Here is a 16,324-nt window from a genome sequence, read left to right on the forward strand (position 1 = left end):
TTTGCGTTATGGCGGTGGCATGAATATCAAGGGTCTGAAATTCCATATCATCGGCGGCGGCATCGGTGGCTTGGCTGCGGCACTGGTCCTGAGCCGGAAGGGCGGCCACGTTACCTTGCTGGAACAGGCACCGGAGCTGACCGAAGTAGGTGCGGGCCTACAGATCAGCGCCAACGGAATGGCCGTGCTGCGCGCCCTGAAAGTGGTCGGAGAAAAGACCCCCGGTGGGCTGAAATCCTATGGAACCGAGCTGCGAGACTGTCGACGCGGGCGGCTGATCAGCGAAGTGCCCGCGCCATCGGCGGGGCCGACATATTATTTCCACCGGGCGGACCTGATTGACCTGCTGCACAGCGCCGCGCTGCAAGCAGGCGTTGATATTCGTCTGGGGGCGCGGGTGACGGCGGTGCGTAAGCACCCGTCGGATGTCGAGATCGTGCTGGATACTGGCGAACGTCTGAGCGCGGAATGTGCCATTGCGGCGGATGGCGGGCGCAGCATCACCCGCCCGATCCTGAACGGCCGCGAAGATCCGAAATTCTCGCGTCAGGTCGCCTGGCGCGCCACGATCCCTTGGACCCGCCGGGTGGACGCTCCGCGCGCCGTTCTGACAATGGGACCGGGGCGCCATGTTGTGACCTATCCGCTTAGGGATCATGCCCTGATGAATATCGTCGCCGTCGAAGAACGATCGGACTGGCGCGATGAGGGATGGATGCGCGAGGGCGATCCACAGGATTTCAAACAGAGATTTGCGGATTTCGGAGGGGATGTCGGCGATATTCTCGCACAGGTGCAGGCGCTCCATCTGTGGGCGCTGTTTCTCCGCCCGGTGGCGCGCACCTGGCAGAACGGGCGGCTAGCGCTGCTTGGCGACGCCGCGCACCCAACGCTGCCCTTCATGGCGCAAGGCGGGTGCCTCGCATTGGAAGACGCTTGGGTGCTGGGACGGGCCTTTGAGGAACAATCCGGCGCAACCACGGCCCTAGCAGCATATGAGGCTGCTCGGCGATCAAGGGCGGAGAAGGTGGTCGCCGCCGCCGCCGCCAATGCTCGGAATTTTCACTTGGGTGGGCCGATGCGGCTGGCGGCGCAAGCCGCGCTGATGGCAATCGGGCCGCGTCTGGCTGGTAAATACGACTGGATCTACAGTTACGATCCGACGGCCTGACGCGTTACAAATCGAGATCGACCCAGACTGGCACGTGGTCTGAAGGTTTTTCATGCCCCCGTATCTCCGAGTCGATACGGCAGTCGCGCAGCAGGTCCGCGGCTTGCGGCGTCAGCAGGAAATGGTCGATACGAATGCCGTCATTGCGGTTCCAAGCACCGGCCTGATAGTCCCAGAATGAATAATGCCCGCCCCCCTGCGTGCGGACACGGAAGGCCTCGGTAAAGCCCAGATTAAGGATTTTGCGAAATGCCGCGCGACTTTCAGGGCGAAACAGAGCATCTTCGCGCCAGACCTCGGGGCGCTTGGCATCCTCGGCTTGCGGGATGATATTGTAATCCCCGGCCATCAGCGCAGGTTCTTCAGAGGCCATTAGATCGCGGGCCCGATCATATAGCCGCTCCATCCAGGCAAGCTTGTAATCATATTTGGGCCCGGGTGCAGGATTCCCGTTAGGCAGATACAGACCGCAGATGCGCAGGGCCTGCTTTCCGACGACAGTGGCCTCGATCCAGCGCGCCTGTACGTCATCGCTATCCCCGGGCAGCCCGCGCGAAACGTCTTCGAGCGGCAGCTTGGACAGGATCGCCACACCGTTGAAACTCTTCTGTCCGTGGGTTTCGACGTGATACCCGCGGTCCTCGAACATCTCGCGCGGGAAGTTCTCATCGATGGATTTGATTTCTTGCAGCAGAACGATGTCGGGCTGCGCTTCATCTAGCCAGCGGGGTAAGGCCTCGGCGCGGGCTTTTATGCCGTTGATGTTGAACGTGGCGATTTTCATGCGCGCTCCTCCGGTGCCTTTGGCTCACCTATCGCCCAGAATACACACGGCGGCAAGATACAGAGCATGTTTGCGAGGCTCTGCGTCGCGCTCCGGGATATTTATAGCCAGATGAAGAATTGGATCCTGATGGACCCAACGGAGGTTTCGCATATGCGGGATTGAGAAAGGGACGAGCATCTCAGCCCCGGTAACAGAACGGATCCCATCTTCATCTGGCTATAAATATCCCGGGGGAGTCCAGCCCCATATGGGGCTGGACGGGGGCAGAGCCCCCTTTTCAGCGGCTGCGATACGCGTGATTATTGGGCGCGCATCAACATGCCAAACAGGTCGCGCGGGTCGTCCGGGTCTGCCAGCATGTCCAGAGGTTCGAAGAAGTCAGTCTCGCCGATGGCGCGCTTGACGTAGCGCAGTGCCGAGAAATCCTCGATGGCGAAGCCGACGCTGTCGAACAGGGTGATCTGGCGGTCATCCGTACGGCCCTGGACCTGACCGGTCATGACCTGCCAGATTTCGGTGACCGGGTGGTCGGCGTCAAGCGCCTGAATCTCGCCTTCGATCCGGGTTTGCTCGGGGTATTCCACGAAGATATTTGACCGCAGCAGGATGTCCCGATGCAGTTCGGTCTTGCCCGGGCAGTCGCCGCCGATGGCGTTGATGTGAACACCGGGGCCGACCATGTTGTCCGTCAGGATGGTGGCGTATTTCTTGTCCGCGGTGCAGGTGGTGATGATCTGCGCGCCTTCGATAGCATCTTCGGGCGTTTTGCAGGGGATCACCGTCAGCCCTTTACCCTGCAGGTTGGCCGCGCATTTGGCCGTGGCATTGGGGTCGGTGTCATACAGGCGAACGGTGTCGATGCCGCACAGGGCCTTGAACGCAAGGCACTGGAATTCGGACTGTGCGCCGTTTCCGATCATGGCCATCACGGTCGCCGATTTCGGCGCCAGATATTTGCCCACAAGCGCCGAGGTTGCCGCCGTGCGCAGCGCGGTCAGCATGGTCATCTCGGTCAGCAGGGTGGGGTATCCGGTATAGACATCGGCCAGAAGACCGAAGGCGGTGACGGTCTGCAGGCCCTCGGACGTGTTTTTGGGGTGGCCGTTGACGTATTTGAATCCGTAAGCCTCGCCGTCCGAGGTGGGCATCAGTTCGATGACGCCATGGGGCGAGTGGGCCGGGATGCGGGGCGTTTTGTCAAAGCTCTCCCACCGTTTGAAATCGGATTCGATCTGTGCGGCGATCTGGGTGATCATCTGCTCGACCCCGATATGGTGGATCAGACGCATCATGTTGTCGACGGATACGAAGGGCACGAGTGCCTTGTCAGAAGGTTGTGTCATCTAGAAGCTCCGGGTCGGGCGGTCGAAGATGCGGCGCCCCAACAGCGAGGCGGCCAGATCGACCATCAGTTTTGCGGTTCGGCCACGTTCGTCCAGGAACGGGTTCAGCTCGACCAGATCCAGCGAGCTGACGAGGCCGCTTTCATGCAGCAGTTCCATGACCAGATGCGCTTCGCGCTCGGTCGCACCGCCGGGGACGGTGGTGCCGACCGCCGGGGCAATTGAGGGGTCGAGGAAGTCGACATCCAGCGAGACATGCAAAAGCCCGTCCGCCGCGCGCACCTTGTCGAGGAAGGCCATCAGCGGGGCCTTGATGCCGTGTTCGTCAATGCTGCGCATGTCGGCCAGCATGGCCTTGTCTTTTTCTAACGCGGCGCGTTCGGCGGGGTCGACCGAGCGCAGGCCAATCATGCCGACGCGATCCGTGGGGACCGGCGCGGCGAGGGGGGGGAACGCCTCAAAGCCCGCGCGACCGGTGACATAAGCGACGGGCGTGCCGTGCAGGTTGCCGCTGTCGGTGCTGGCGGGGGTGTGGAAATCGCTGTGCGCGTCCAGCCACAGGACAAATAGGGGCCGTCCGACGCTTTGCGCATGGGCGGCCATGCCCGAAACGGTGCCCATGGCCAGCGCGTGGTCGCCACCCATGAAGATCGGCAGGCCCTGATGCGCGATCTCTTGCGCCGTCCGGCTAAGCGCGCTGGTCCAGCCCACGCATTCGGGCAGGGCAAACAGGTGCGCATCTTCGGCCATGTCGACCTTATCTGGCTGGACGTTGCCGATATCCGTAACGCTATGTCCAAGATCGGTCAGAGCCTCGGCAAGACCGGCCACGCGATAGCCGTCGGGCCCCATACGGCAGCCCTGACGGCGTTTGCCGGAATCCATCGGGACACCGGCCAGAATGAGAGATTTTTTGTCCATGCGTGTGTATAAGGACGCGATATGGGTTGAGAGAAGAGGCCAAAATGATCAAACTGGACTATGGAAATTCGATTTGGTGATCATCTATGGACGAATTGGACAGCCGTCTTCTGAACGCGCTTCACCGTGACGCCCGCGCCTCGTTGTCAGAGCTGGCGGAACTGCTGGGTGTTACCAGAACCACGGTGCGCAGCCGGCTGCAGCGCCTCAAGCAATCGGGCGAGATCGTGGGGTTCACGGTCGTGACCCGGCAGGGGGTGTCGGAAAGCCCGGTGCGTGGGCTGATGATGCTTGAGATCGAAGGGCGCGGGACCGAACGGATCAGGTCCCGCATCGCCGCCATGCCCGAGGTCGGCGCCGTGCATTCCACCAACGGCAGCTGGGATTTGATCGTCGAGATCGGGACCGATACGCTGGCTGAGTTCGACACGGTCCTGTTCAACATCCGCCGGCTCGAGGGGGTCACCCGGTCCGAGACCAATTTGCTGCTGTCAACGCGCAAGGGCCGGACCTAAGACCGGACGCAACATGCTTTGATCGCTTGCAAATATGTGCAAAGCTTTGATCTGACGCCGGAGCAGGCAGCAGGGCAGGGACAATTCACAATGACTTCAGAGGCGACAAACGACGAGTCGCGGGTCGAAAAGCTGGCCGTGCGCGTGACTGGACTGCTGGAAAAGCCTCTGGTCCGGGTAGCGGTGCCAGTTCTGATCACGTTTATTGCGCTGTTTGTACTGCATGATCTGTCGGCGCATGTGAAGTGGGCGGACGTGAAGACCGACATTTCCGCCACTTCGTGGAAGGTGATGTTCTTTGCGCTGTGCTGGACCGCGGTCAGCTTTTTATCGCTGTCCTTCTACGATGTTCTTGCCGTTCAGAGCGTCGCTGACGGCAAGGTTCCGCTGCCCATCGCGGGTATGGCGGGGGCCAGTGGCTATGCGGTTTCGAACTGTCTTGGTTTTTCCTACATCACCGGCACCGCAATCCGCTATCGCATCTATGCGTCTCTGGGGCTGGATTTGGGGCGTGTAGCCGGGGTGATCGCGACCTCGTGGGTGGCGTTTTGGATGGGGCTGATCTTACTGCTGGGCATCCTGCTGACCTTGCATCCCGATGGTGTCTCGCAGGTGCTGCCCATTGGTGAGACCACTGAAACGGTGATCGGCCTTTGCCTGCTTGCGGGCCTTGCCGCGCTGTTCATCTGGTTGTCCAGCGGAGGGCGACGGCTGGGCTATGGCGGCTTTGGTTTCAACCTTCCGGGCGGCAAGCTTGCCAGCCTGCTGACGGTCGCTGCGGTCGGGGACCTGTTTGGCGCATCCATGGCGCTGTACGTGCTGATGCCGGACGATCTGGGCGTCGGGTTTCCCTATTTTTTCACCATCTACATTGCGGCGATTGCGGTCGGTATCCTTAGCCACGCGCCGGGTGGGATCGGGGTGTTCGAGGCGACGTTGATCGCTGGTCTCGGAGCTTCGGGGCGTTCGGATGTAATTGCTGCGCTGCTGCTTTATCGCATCGTCTACACGTTCTGCCCGTTTGGCATTGCCAGCCTGTCCATCGCCGGGGCTTCGGTGCTGACACAGCGGCACAAGATTGGCGGCGCGGCGACATGGGTCTACCGCGCCATCCGCCCCATCGTGCCAATGGTCGCTGCAGGGGTTGCGGCGGTGGCAGGGGTGATCCTGCTGGTCTCGGGGGCGCTGCCTGCCGGGTCGCAGAACCTGAGCGTCTTGCGCGAGGTGCTGCCGCTGTCTTTTGTCGAAGCCTCGCATCTGGCGGGCAGCGCTGTGGGTGTGCTCCTGCTGTTGGTGTCGCGGGGGCTGTTCCGGAAGCTCTACCGCGCGTGGGTTGTGGCGATGCTGCTGATGGTTGCGGGATTCTTTGCATCGCTGGCCAAGGGGTTGGATACGCATGAGGCCGTCTCGCTGCTGGGCACGATTGCTCTGTTGGCGATGTTCCGGGGCGCGTTCTACCGTGTCAGCGGCGCGTCGATTTTCCGGTTAAACATTCCATGGCTGGTCAGCGTGATGGCGCTGCTGCTGGTGATCTTCTGGGTCGGGCTGTTTGCCTATTCCCATGTCGAATACCAAAACGCGCTGTGGTGGGAATTCGCGTGGAATGGCGATGCATCACGTTTCCTGCGCTCCAGCCTCGTGGTGGCGGTGATCCTTGGCGTGGTAGCCGTGAACTCGCTGTTTGGCCGCGAGATACCGACCCCGACCCGCACCGAAATCCCCGAAGTGGTCGAGCGGCTGGTGATGGAATGCGAGGACACCGAATCCCAAATCTCGCTGACTGGCGACAAGCAATTCCTGATCTCGGACGATGAAACCGCCTTTCTGGCCTATGCCGATACGGGCAATGCCCTGATCACGAAGGGGGAGCCGGTGGGGGACGAGACAGCAGGCCAGCAGTTGATCTGGCAACTGCGCGAAATGGCGGATCGCGAAGGCAAGCTGTGCGCGTTCTATAGCGTGTCCACCAAATACCTGCCGACGTTTCTGGACCTCGGCCTGTCGATCCTGAAAATCGGTGAGGTCGCGCGGGTGCCGCTGACCGATTTCTCGCTGGACGGCAAGCCGCGCAAACGGTTCCGGCAGGCCAAGAACCGGGCCGAGCGTGAGGGCTATGTGTTCGAGATCATTCCCAAAGAGGAACTGGCACCGGTCTTGCCCGAGTTGCGCAAAATCTCGGACGACTGGCTGGCCAAGAAGGCGGGCGAGGAGAAAGGTTTCGCTCTGGGCGGCTTTGACGAAAAGTACCTGTCTTATTTCGACCACGCCGTTCTGCGGGACGAGACCGGCAAGATCATGGCTTTCGCGAACCTGTTTCAAGGCGGCCACAAATCTGAGCTGTCGCTGGACCTGATGCGCTATGAGCCCGACAGCCCCAGCTTTGTCATGGATGCGCTGTTTGCCGAGATGATGTCTTGGGGGGCAGAACAGGGGTTCCACTGGTTTTCGCTGGGCGCCGCGCCGTTCTCCGGGATCGAAAACCGACAACTGGCCTCACTGTGGAATCGTATCGGCGGGTTCGTCTATGAGCATGGCGAGCAGTTTTACCACTTCGAGGGTCTGCGCAGTTTCAAGCAGAAGTTCGACCCAGAATGGAGCCCGAACTACCTCGCCAGCCCCGGCGGGTTGGCGGCGCCGCGTATTCTCTACGAGGTGAATATCCTGATCTCGGGCGGCTTGCGCGGGCTGACGAAGTAGTGGTTAGTTCAGGCTGACACCGGTTGGTGTTTTCTCAAGCAGATCGCCCCAATCGGTACGGTAGGCCATCTCGGCCAGCACCGTTTCGGGCAGGAATTCCTGATTTTGGCGAATCTGCCAGCCGCCGCCCAGACCTTTGTAGATCGCGACCAGATTGGACGAGACCTCCTGCCGCGCTTCGATCAGATTGGCCTGCGAACGCAGCAAAGCGGTCTGCGTGTTCAGGATACGCGAATAGCTGGCGATGCCGTCGCGGTACTGGTCGACCGCGATATCGGCGGCCTTGCGCGAGGCCTCGACGCTGCGTTGGTAGAAGGTGACTTGTTTGCGCGCCTCGGTGTACGCGACCATGGCGCTTTCAACCTCGGAATAGGCGGTCAGAACGGTGTTCCGATAATTTGCGATCAGCGCCTGATAAGCGGCGTCCTGCGCGCGCACGTTGTTCTTGATGCGGCCATAGTTCAACACGTTCCAGACCACGCCTGCATTGGCCAGACCCGTCGCGCTGTTGGTGCTGAACAGATCGCGCCCGCCTGAGGCCTGCAGTCCGATCGAGCCCGACAGGATGAATTGGGGATACAGATCAGCCAGCGCAATGCCCACCTGCGCCGATTGCGTCGCGGCGGCCAGTTCGGCGGCGCGCACGTCGGGGCGGCGGCGCAGCAGTTCGGCGGGGACGCCCACAGCGACGTTGGAACGCGCCGAAGGGATGCGACCTGAATTACCCAGCAAGCCCGCCATTTGCGATGGGGTTTTCCCCAGCAACACCGCCAGCGCGTTTTTGGCTTGTTGCAGGTCGCTTTCCAACTGCGGCACCAGCGCCTTGGTGTTGTTCAGCAGCGCCGTGGATTCCTGCACGTCCAGTTCGGTGGTCACGCCATTGTCGAACCGCAACTGCGTCAGATCCGCCGAGACCTGCTGGATCTCGATATTCTCACGTGCGACGGCCAAGGCCTCTTGCAAGGAGCGGATGTTGATATAAAGCGCCGCCACATCGCCGGTCAGCGTCACAAGCGCGTCGTCGTAGTTGGCCACCTGCAGCGCCAGATTGGACCGCGCCGCCTGCACGCCACGCCGTTGGGCGCCCCAAACATCCAGCTCCCACTGGGCATCGAAACCAACCTGCGAGGTCGAGAATTCAGTGTCCAGCGGCACGATGCGCCGGATATCCGCGATGGGCCCCAGATTGTCGCTGATCTGGCGGCGCTGCAGCGACCCTCCGACTGCTTGTGATTGGGGGTAGAGCTCTCCGAAAGCGATGCCAAGCTGCGCGCGGGCCTGCAGTACGCGGGCCCCGGCGACCTGCAGGGTCAGGTTCTGGGCATAGGCCTCGGCGATCAGCTTGTTCAGGGTGGGGTCGTTGAACGTCTCCCACCAGCGCACGACGGGCGCGCTGCGCGAGGTCAGGCCGCTTTGACCGGCGCTGGGGCTGTTTACCTCGATCCATTGTTTCACGACCGGAGAGTTCGGGCGCACGAAATCAGGCCCGACCGGCGTACAGGCCGCAAGGGTGGCGGCGCAGAGGGCGGTGCCTAACAACCGGCGGAGTGTCATGGCGCGCATCCTCAGATATCCAGCGGTCGGATGAAGTTGGCAAAGGAATAGAGGCGGATGTTGATGCGCCTCAGAAACTCGAAACTCTGGCCCATGCCGGTATAGATTGCCACCGCCCCGTGACCGCCGGCGGGGAAGGTATGACCCTCGGGCACATCGACCGAGATTTGCACCGCAATGCGACCGGGCAGTTTGGGCAATTCGAAACCGGGCAGGCGGCCCGAGGGCAGATACTGACCCTGACGGGTGGCCCACCAGATCGCCTCGACCTTGCCGGTCAGAATCTCGCCGGGATAGAGATCCAGCGCGACCTCGACCGGCTGCCCGACCTCGACGAATTTCAGGTTCTGCTGGCGGAAGGTGGCGAGGATATAGGGGCTGTCCTCGGTCACGAAACTGGCGATGGCTCCCAGCCGCAGATCGCCGACCACCAGACCGGGGCGAGCCTGTTGCGACACGATCATGCCGTTCTCGGGGGCGTAGATCGTGGTGTTGTTCAGGAAGTACTCGGCCTCGGCCAATTGCGCCTCGGCCTGCAGGATGCCGGTGTTCACGCCGTCGATCTGCGAGGACTGCGCCAGCTTGGCTTTCTCGAGATTGGCCTCGGCCTCGTTCACCAGCGCCTGATCCTCGGCCACCTGTTCGTTCCAGCGATCCAGTTCGTCCTGTCGCGCCCCTCCGGCGGGGACAAGGTTTTCATACCGCGCCTGCTCGGTCAGGGCATAGGCCAGCTTGGCATTTGCGCGCTCGATGGCCTCGGTCGCGGCGATGACGTCCTGTTCCAGAATCTTGGCATTCTGCTGTGCCGCAACCAACTGCGCGTTGGCCTTGTCGACGGCCAGCGAAAACACGGTGTCGTCAAAGCGATACAGCGGCTCACCCTTTGTGACCCATGTGTTCGGCTCGACCAGTACCTCGGTCAGCAGCGTGGGCTGGGTCAGCCGCGGCAGGATCTGGATGGTCGAGCGCACCACATGGCCGTCGATCGAGAAGGGCTGAAAGAACCGCAGCGCCACAAGAAAGATCAGCAGCAGATGCGCCCCGACCCAGAACGAGACGATGCCCCACATAATGTTGAACTTCAGCCATTGGGCCTTGAAGAACACGAACCATACGAAAATGATGTAAAACAGCGTGATGCCGAGGGCGACGAACATTGGTACTGATTTCCTCTGGCCTTAGCTCTTTTGGGTTTCGTCGGTGTCCAGCGGGTCCTGGTATTCCGGTTTGACCGTCCCGCCCAGCCGCTTGATCTCATCCCGGATGGCTTTGCGCTCTTCGTCCGGTCCGCGGCGCATGTCGACGGTGACGCCGTCATGGAAGGCCCAGATAAAGGCGTGGACCCATGGGACGATAGCCAGAAACCCCATCCAGCCCATGATCTTGACAGCCTCGGCATGGGGGTGGTTGCGCTTGATGGCGATGCGCCCGGGCAGGCCCATCAGGAACAGAAACAGCGCCATCACCGCAGCCAGCAGAAGAATCAGCGCCACAAACGTCAGGTAGTCGTAGTAGCCTAGTGGTTGCCCCAAAAGTCCCATGCTCGCGCCTCGTGTCGGGAAGGTTGTCCTATCCTCGGGCGAGGGGGGTAAATCGTCAATCGGTTTGTGGCGGGTTGTGGTCAGAAAGGGCGCTTATTGCCACCCGAGTCTGCCAATCGCGGCAGGCCTGCGGCAGGTCGCCGGGCAAGGGGGCGTCGGTATAGATCGTATCAATGTCAGCCAGCGAGGTGATACGCGCCGGGGCCGAGCGATGAAATTTGGACTGGTCAGCCACCAGAAAGGTCTGCCGTGCCTGCGCGATGATGGTCTGGCTGACCAGCACTTCCTGCAGGTCAAAATCCAGCAGATCGCCATCGGCATCCAGTGCTGAACACCCGATGACGGCCACGTCAAACTTAAACTGCCGGATGGTCGAGACGGTCAGGTTGCCCACCAGCCCCCCGTCCGAGCGGCGTAGGACACCACCCGCCACCACGATCTCGCACTCGGGGTTGGCCACCAGAATGTTGGCAACGTTCATGTTGTTGGTCACCACCATCAGGTTCTTGTAGGCCAGCAACTGCGCGGCAACGGCTTCGGTCGAGGTGCCGATGTTCAGGAAGACCGAGCTGCCCTCGGGGATGTCGCGGGCGCAGCGTTCGGCGATGCGGGTCTTGGCGTCTTCGTGCAGGGCACGGCGGTCTTCGTAGCCGATATTTGACACACCTGACCGCAGCACCGCGCCGCCATGCACCCGGTCCAGTTTGCCGGCATCCGACAAATCGGACAGGTCGCGGCGGATGGTCTGGACCGTGACGTTAAAGCGGTCGGCCAGATCGTCGACGGCCACACGGCCTTCGGTTTTTGCGATCTCAAGGATGTCCGATTGGCGAAAGGACAATGACATAGCGGGCTCCGGGGTGGGATAAGTGATTTCGTTTTTGTTCTTTTTAAAGGGTAAGGCAAGGATAAATGGCAATACGGCTCGTTTTATCACGATAAAAGCGCCAAAACGAACTTTGACGAAGATATGCATTGACGATCCGAACCATGATACGGTTAATGCGGACGACCACCCAATCAGGGAATCGACCGGATATGCAGCCTCAGGACAGCCAGATTACCGACCTCTTCGTGATCGGAGGCGGCATCAACGGATGCGGTATCGCCCGTGACGCCGCAGGCCGCGGTCTTTCGGTCACGCTGGCCGAGATGAACGATCTGGCCTCGGCCACGTCCTCGGCCTCGACCAAGCTGTTTCACGGCGGTTTGCGGTATCTGGAATTCTTTGAATTCCGTCTGGTCCGCGAGGCCCTGATCGAGCGTGAGACCCTGCTGCGCGCCATGCCTCATATCAGTTGGCCGATGCGGTTCGTACTGCCCTATCACCGGGACATGCGGTTCGATACCGAAACACCGACCTCGCGGCTGTTGGGGGTGGTGATGCCGTGGATGAAGGGGCGGCGTCCGGCCTGGCTGATCCGGTTGGGGTTGTTTCTGTACGACCACATGGGCGGGCGTAAGATCCTGCCGGGAACGCGGTCTTTGAATTTGACCGATGCGCCCGAGGGCGGGCTGCTGCAGGGCAAGTTCGAAACGGCCTATGAGTATTCGGATTGCTGGGTCGAGGATTCGCGGCTGGTGATCCTCAACGCCCGCGACGCCGAGGCGCGCGGTGCGACGATCCTGACCCGGACACAGGTCGTGTCCGCGAAGCGCAGCGGCGATCTGTGGCACGTTACAATCCGCGATGACGAAGGGACCCGCGTCATTCATGCGCGGATGCTGATCAATGCGGGTGGACCATGGGTCGGCGATATCATCCACACCAAAATCCACACCAACACGCGCGAAGGGGTCCGTCTGGTGCGCGGTAGCCATATCGTGACGCGCAAGCTGTACGACCACGACAAGTGCTACTTCTTTCAGGGCGAGGATGGGCGGATCATCTTTGCCATTCCCTATGAGCAGGATTTCACCCTGATCGGCACCACCGATCAGGATCACGCGGACCCGTCGGAACCGCCCGTCTGCACCGAGGCTGAACAGGACTATCTGTGCAATTTCGCCTCGAAGTATTTCGCGCAGCCGGTCACGCGGGACGATATCGTCTGGACCTATTCCGGCGTGCGGCCGCTTTATGACGACGGGGCCAGCAGCGCCACAGCGGCAACACGGGACTATACGCTTCGGGTCGATGCCGAGGGCGCGCCGGTACTGAACGTCTTTGGCGGCAAGATCACCACCTATCGCCGTCTGGCTGAAAGCGCGCTGGATAAGGTGGCCGAGCACTTCCCAAACCTGCCGGGGCCGTGGACGGCGGGGGTTCCTCTACCGGGCGGAGATTTCCCTGTCGATGGGTTTGACGACCTGGTGCGTGACCTGCGCGCGGGCTATGCCTTTTTGGATGCGGCCTGGGCGCGCCGTCTGGTGCGCGCCTATGGGACCGAGGCGCGGGATATTCTGGGCGATGCTGCCGCCGCCGGGGATTTGGGCGAGGATTTCGGGGCGACCCTGACCGCAGCTGAGCTGACTTGGCTGATGGACAAGGAATACGCCCGCACCGCCGAGGATGTTGTCTGGCGGCGCAACCGGCTGGGTTTGCGGCTGAGCCCCGAGCAGATCGAGCGGATCGATGGGTGGATGGCCGACCGCGTCTCGGGCACTATCCAAAGGTAAAACGCCCCGCGAGGGGGCGTTTTGCTTGATTTCTTATGCCGCTTCCTCAGCAGAGGGCTCGGGATCGTCCTTGCCGCCCTTTATCCTCTCGCGCAGCCCCTGCATGACCGCGTAGAGGACCGGCACCAGAATGACACCGAACAGCGTTGCGGCCAGCATCCCGCCAAAGACGGCGACACCAATAGCCTTCTGGCTGGCAGCCCCCGCACCGTTTGCGGCCAGCAGTGGCACAACGCCCAGCAGGAAGGACAGGGCGGTCATCATCACCGCCCGGAACCGCTGATGCGCGGCCTCGGCAGCGGCTTCCTTGATCGACAGGCCCTTGGCGCGCTGCTCCATCGCGAATTCGACGATCAGGATGCCGTTTTTCGAGGCAAGCCCCACAAGCATGATCATCCCGATCTGCGTATAGAGGTTGATGTCGCTGCCCACGATGGCCACCGCCGCCACCGCGCCAAACAGCGCCACGACCACGGACAGCAGGATCGACACGGGCATCGACCAGCTTTCGTATTGCCCCACAAGGAACAGATAGCCGAATAGGATCGCCAGCCCCAGGATCACGACCACCAGCCCGCCCGAGGCCAGCTGTTGCTGCGCGGTACCGGTCCATTCGAACGCATAGCCGGGGGGCAGGGCGGTTGCTGATTCCTCGGTCATGACATTGATGGCGTCACCGGTGGACAGACCTGGCGCAGGCACCGCTGTCACCGTGGCTGACCGGAATAGGTTGTGTCGTTTCAACAGAACCGGCCCCAGCACGTTCTCTACATCGATCAGCGTGCCCAGAGGCACCATCTCGCCCTTGGTCGAACGGACATAGAGGTCCGAGATATCCTCGACCTTGTTCCGGTAGGACCCTTCGGCCTGAATCATTACGCGATAGACCCGGCCAAAGAGGTTGAAGTCATTCACGTAATAGGACCCGAGCTGAGCTTGCATGGTCTGGAAAATCTCGGCGACCGAGACCTGCAGGGTCTTGGCCTTTTCCCGGTCCAGATCAACGAACAGCTGCGGCACGTTTGCGCGGAAAGTGGTATAGGCCTGCGCAATCTCGGGCCGCTGGTTGGCCGCATAGACGTAAGAACCAACCGCCGCCGCCAGATCCTGCGGTGAGCCACCACCGGTCTGCTGCACTTCCATCTCAACCCCGGCAGACATGCCGAGGCCCTGAATGGGCGGCGGGTTGAAGGCCACGATCGAGGCTGCGGATTCGCCGTTGGCGATGGCCAGCACCTGACCCAGAATGGCATCGGCGCTCAGCTCGGGTTCCTGCCGTTCCTCCCAGTTGGTGAGGTTGACGAAGATCGCCGCACCGTTGGTCGTGGTCCCGTTCAGCAGCGAGAACCCATTAACCAGAACCGTGCTGGCCACGCCGGGGATTTCCTGAATCTGCGCATCGACGCGGGCGGTCACGGTTTCGGTCCGTTCCAGCGTGGCCGCGTCGGGCAGCTGGATGTCAACGAACAGGTAACCGTTATCCTCAAGCGGGATGAACCCCTTGGACGTGTTGCCCATGATCGTCCCGGCCCCCGTCGCAAAGGCCGCGATGATGCCCAGTGAAATGACCGGCAGGATCAGCAGCTTGCGCACAATCGCGGTATAACCATTGCGCATCGAGCCGATGAAGCCTTCGAACACCGCCAGCAGCCCTTTGGGCGGGCCGGACCGCGCCCGCAGCACCAGCCCGCACAAGGCCGGGGACAGCGTCAGCGCGTTGATTGACGAAATCACCACAGCGGTCGAGATCGTCACCGCGAACTGCGAATACAGCCGCCCCGAGATGCCGGGCATGAAGGTCACCGGTACGAACACCGCCAGCAGAACCAGCGTGGTGGCAATCACTGGCCCGGTGATCTGGCCCATCGCCTTACGGGTTGCCTCGGCGGGGGGCAGGCCCTCATCCGCGATGATGCGTTCGACGTTTTCAACCACAACGATGGCGTCATCCACCACGATGCCGATGGCCAGCACCAGCGCGAACAGCGAGATCGTGTTGAGCGACATGCCAAAGGCCAGCAGAAAGGCAAATGTCCCGATCAGGGACACGGGGATCGCCACCGCTGGAATGATCGTCGCGCGCCAACTGCCGAGGAAGATGAACACGACCGAAATCACCAGCACGAAGGTCAGCATCAGGGTCGAGACGACGTCGTTCAGCGACTGTTCCACGAAGTCTGTGGTGTTGAAGGGAACGGCGTATTCGACATCGGTGGGGAAGGATCGCGACAGACGCTCCAACTCGGCCTGAACCCGTTCCGACACTGCCAGCGCGTTTGCGCCGGGGGCCTGATAGATGCCGATCACGGTTGCGGGGACGCTTTCGAAAAAGCCCGACGCCGCATAGAACTGCGCGCCCAGTTCGACCCGCGCGATGTCTTTGACACGCACAATCGCGCCAGCATCGCCGGTGCGGATCACGATGTCACCGAATTCCGCCGCCGAGGTCAGACGGCCCTTGGTCTTGATCGTGTATTGAAACGTCTGCCCCTCGGGCACCGGGGGCGCACCGATGGACCCGGCCGAAACCTCAATATTCTGCTCGCGGATCGCGTTGATGACATCTCCGGGCGTCATCGCCAGTGCCGCCATCTTGTCGGGGTCCATCCAGATACGCATGGCGTATTCCAGATTGGTCAGAACATCCGCCTTGCCCACGCCCTGAACCCGCGCCAGCGCGTCCTTGAGGTTGATCGAAGCATAGTTCGACAAAAACACGCTGTCATAAGTCTCATTCGGCGAGGTCAGCGTGACCAGCAACAGCATGTTGGTCGAAGATTTCTGAGTAACCACGCCCGAAGACGTCACCTCGGACGGCAGCGAGGACATGGCCTGCGCCACCCGGTTCTGCACGTTGACTGAGGCGATATCGGGGTCGGTGCCCACCTGAAACGTGACGTTCAGCGAATAGGATCCGTTATCGGATGAGGTCGACGTCATGTAGATCATGTCGTCCACACCGTTGACCTGCGCCTCGATCGGCGCGGCAACGGTGTTTTCAACCGTTTCTGCGTTCGCGCCGGTATAGGTCGCGGTGACGCTGACGACCGGAGGTGTGATGTCGGGGAACTGCGCCACGGGCAGAACCATATAGCCGATCCCGCCGAGAATGGTCAGGACCAGCGAAATGACAAGCGCCAGCTTGGGCCGGCTGATGAACAGGGCTGAGAACATCG

Annotated in this window: 12 protein-coding genes; 4 read left to right on the top strand and 8 right to left on the bottom strand. The window is 61.6% G+C overall.

The window, feature by feature from the left end; genetic code table 11:
- Window positions 1-19: 19 nt before the first annotated feature.
- A complete protein-coding gene (locus tag ACR0J1_RS01450) occupies window positions 20-1,171 on the top strand; it encodes an FAD-dependent monooxygenase (RefSeq protein ID WP_480729979.1) in 1,152 nt (383 codons plus the stop codon).
- 4 nt (window positions 1,172-1,175) lie between these two features.
- On the opposite strand, the gene xth is transcribed toward ACR0J1_RS01450, so the two are convergent.
- From xth to rocF, 3 genes are all read right to left on the bottom strand, one after another.
- Window positions 1,176-1,955 (bottom strand): exodeoxyribonuclease III, encoded by a 780-nt coding sequence (xth, locus tag ACR0J1_RS01455; RefSeq protein WP_480729977.1) that lies wholly within the window; start codon window positions 1,953-1,955, stop codon window positions 1,176-1,178.
- A gap of 302 nt (window positions 1,956-2,257) precedes the next feature.
- Entirely contained in the window at window positions 2,258-3,301 is a 1,044-nt protein-coding gene (locus ACR0J1_RS01460; protein WP_480729976.1) for an ornithine cyclodeaminase, read from the bottom strand.
- Window positions 3,302-4,222 (bottom strand): arginase, encoded by a 921-nt coding sequence (gene rocF / locus ACR0J1_RS01465; protein WP_480729974.1) that lies wholly within the window; start codon window positions 4,220-4,222, stop codon window positions 3,302-3,304.
- Between the two features lie 86 nt (window positions 4,223-4,308).
- On the opposite strand from rocF, the gene ACR0J1_RS01470 reads away from it, so the two are divergent.
- Together ACR0J1_RS01470 and mprF are read left to right on the top strand one after the other, a co-directional pair.
- Window positions 4,309-4,737, top strand: a complete 429-nt coding sequence (locus ACR0J1_RS01470; RefSeq protein ID WP_480528855.1) for an Lrp/AsnC family transcriptional regulator — start codon at window positions 4,309-4,311, stop codon at window positions 4,735-4,737.
- 90 nt (window positions 4,738-4,827) lie between these two features.
- The gene (gene mprF, locus ACR0J1_RS01475; protein ID WP_480729972.1) at window positions 4,828-7,434 is read left to right on the top strand and encodes a bifunctional lysylphosphatidylglycerol flippase/synthetase MprF; all 2,607 of its coding nucleotides are present in this window, start codon (window positions 4,828-4,830) and stop codon (window positions 7,432-7,434) included.
- Between the two features lie 3 nt (window positions 7,435-7,437).
- On the opposite strand, the gene ACR0J1_RS01480 is transcribed toward mprF, so the two are convergent.
- From ACR0J1_RS01480 to ACR0J1_RS01495, 4 genes are read right to left on the bottom strand one after another with little or no spacing between them, the layout of a single operon-like run.
- Window positions 7,438-8,988, bottom strand: a complete 1,551-nt coding sequence (locus ACR0J1_RS01480) for an efflux transporter outer membrane subunit (RefSeq protein ID WP_480729970.1) — start codon at window positions 8,986-8,988, stop codon at window positions 7,438-7,440.
- Window positions 8,989-8,999: 11 nt separating this feature from the next.
- Window positions 9,000-10,145, bottom strand: a complete 1,146-nt coding sequence (locus tag ACR0J1_RS01485) for an HlyD family secretion protein (RefSeq protein WP_480729968.1) — start codon at window positions 10,143-10,145, stop codon at window positions 9,000-9,002.
- Window positions 10,146-10,166: 21 nt separating this feature from the next.
- The gene (locus ACR0J1_RS01490) at window positions 10,167-10,529 is read right to left on the bottom strand and encodes a DUF3302 domain-containing protein (RefSeq protein WP_480729966.1); all 363 of its coding nucleotides are present in this window, start codon (window positions 10,527-10,529) and stop codon (window positions 10,167-10,169) included.
- A 55-nt stretch (window positions 10,530-10,584) separates the two neighbouring features.
- Window positions 10,585-11,376 carry a DeoR/GlpR family DNA-binding transcription regulator gene (locus ACR0J1_RS01495; protein ID WP_480729965.1) on the bottom strand — a complete coding sequence of 264 codons (792 nt, stop codon included), beginning with the start codon at window positions 11,374-11,376 and terminating at the stop codon, window positions 10,585-10,587.
- Between the two features lie 155 nt (window positions 11,377-11,531).
- On the opposite strand from ACR0J1_RS01495, the gene glpD reads away from it, so the two are divergent.
- On the top strand, window positions 11,532-13,148 hold the full coding sequence (gene glpD / locus ACR0J1_RS01500; RefSeq protein ID WP_480729963.1) for a glycerol-3-phosphate dehydrogenase: 1,617 nt from the start codon (window positions 11,532-11,534) through the stop codon (window positions 13,146-13,148).
- Window positions 13,149-13,181: 33 nt separating this feature from the next.
- Here the strand turns inward: glpD and ACR0J1_RS01505 are convergent, their stop codons facing one another.
- Window positions 13,182-16,322 (bottom strand): efflux RND transporter permease subunit, encoded by a 3,141-nt coding sequence (locus ACR0J1_RS01505; protein ID WP_480729961.1) that lies wholly within the window; start codon window positions 16,320-16,322, stop codon window positions 13,182-13,184.
- Between the last annotated feature and the right edge of the window lie 2 nt (window positions 16,323-16,324).

Source organism: Ruegeria sp. CJ3, assembly GCF_056536725.1.

Excerpts from the sequence above, each read along its gene's own strand:
- ACR0J1_RS01490 (WP_480729966.1), bottom strand. The coding sequence starts at position 10,529 with ATGGGACTTTTGGGGCAACCACTAGGCTACTACGACTACCTGACGTTT.
- rocF (WP_480729974.1), bottom strand. The coding sequence starts at position 4,222 with ATGGACAAAAAATCTCTCATTCTGGCCGGTGTCCCGATGGATTCCGGC.
- ACR0J1_RS01470 (WP_480528855.1), top strand. The coding sequence starts at position 4,309 with ATGGACGAATTGGACAGCCGTCTTCTGAACGCGCTTCACCGTGACGCC.
- glpD (WP_480729963.1), top strand. The coding sequence starts at position 11,532 with ATGCGGACGACCACCCAATCAGGGAATCGACCGGATATGCAGCCTCAG.
- ACR0J1_RS01450 (WP_480729979.1), top strand. The coding sequence starts at position 20 with ATGAATATCAAGGGTCTGAAATTCCATATCATCGGCGGCGGCATCGGT.
- ACR0J1_RS01495 (WP_480729965.1), bottom strand. The coding sequence starts at position 11,376 with ATGTCATTGTCCTTTCGCCAATCGGACATCCTTGAGATCGCAAAAACC.
- ACR0J1_RS01480 (WP_480729970.1), bottom strand. The coding sequence starts at position 8,988 with ATGACACTCCGCCGGTTGTTAGGCACCGCCCTCTGCGCCGCCACCCTT.
- mprF (WP_480729972.1), top strand. The coding sequence starts at position 4,828 with ATGACTTCAGAGGCGACAAACGACGAGTCGCGGGTCGAAAAGCTGGCC.
- xth (WP_480729977.1), bottom strand. The coding sequence starts at position 1,955 with ATGAAAATCGCCACGTTCAACATCAACGGCATAAAAGCCCGCGCCGAG.
- ACR0J1_RS01505 (WP_480729961.1), bottom strand. The coding sequence starts at position 16,322 with ATGTTCTCAGCCCTGTTCATCAGCCGGCCCAAGCTGGCGCTTGTCATT.
- ACR0J1_RS01485 (WP_480729968.1), bottom strand. The coding sequence starts at position 10,145 with ATGTTCGTCGCCCTCGGCATCACGCTGTTTTACATCATTTTCGTATGG.
- ACR0J1_RS01460 (WP_480729976.1), bottom strand. The coding sequence starts at position 3,301 with ATGACACAACCTTCTGACAAGGCACTCGTGCCCTTCGTATCCGTCGAC.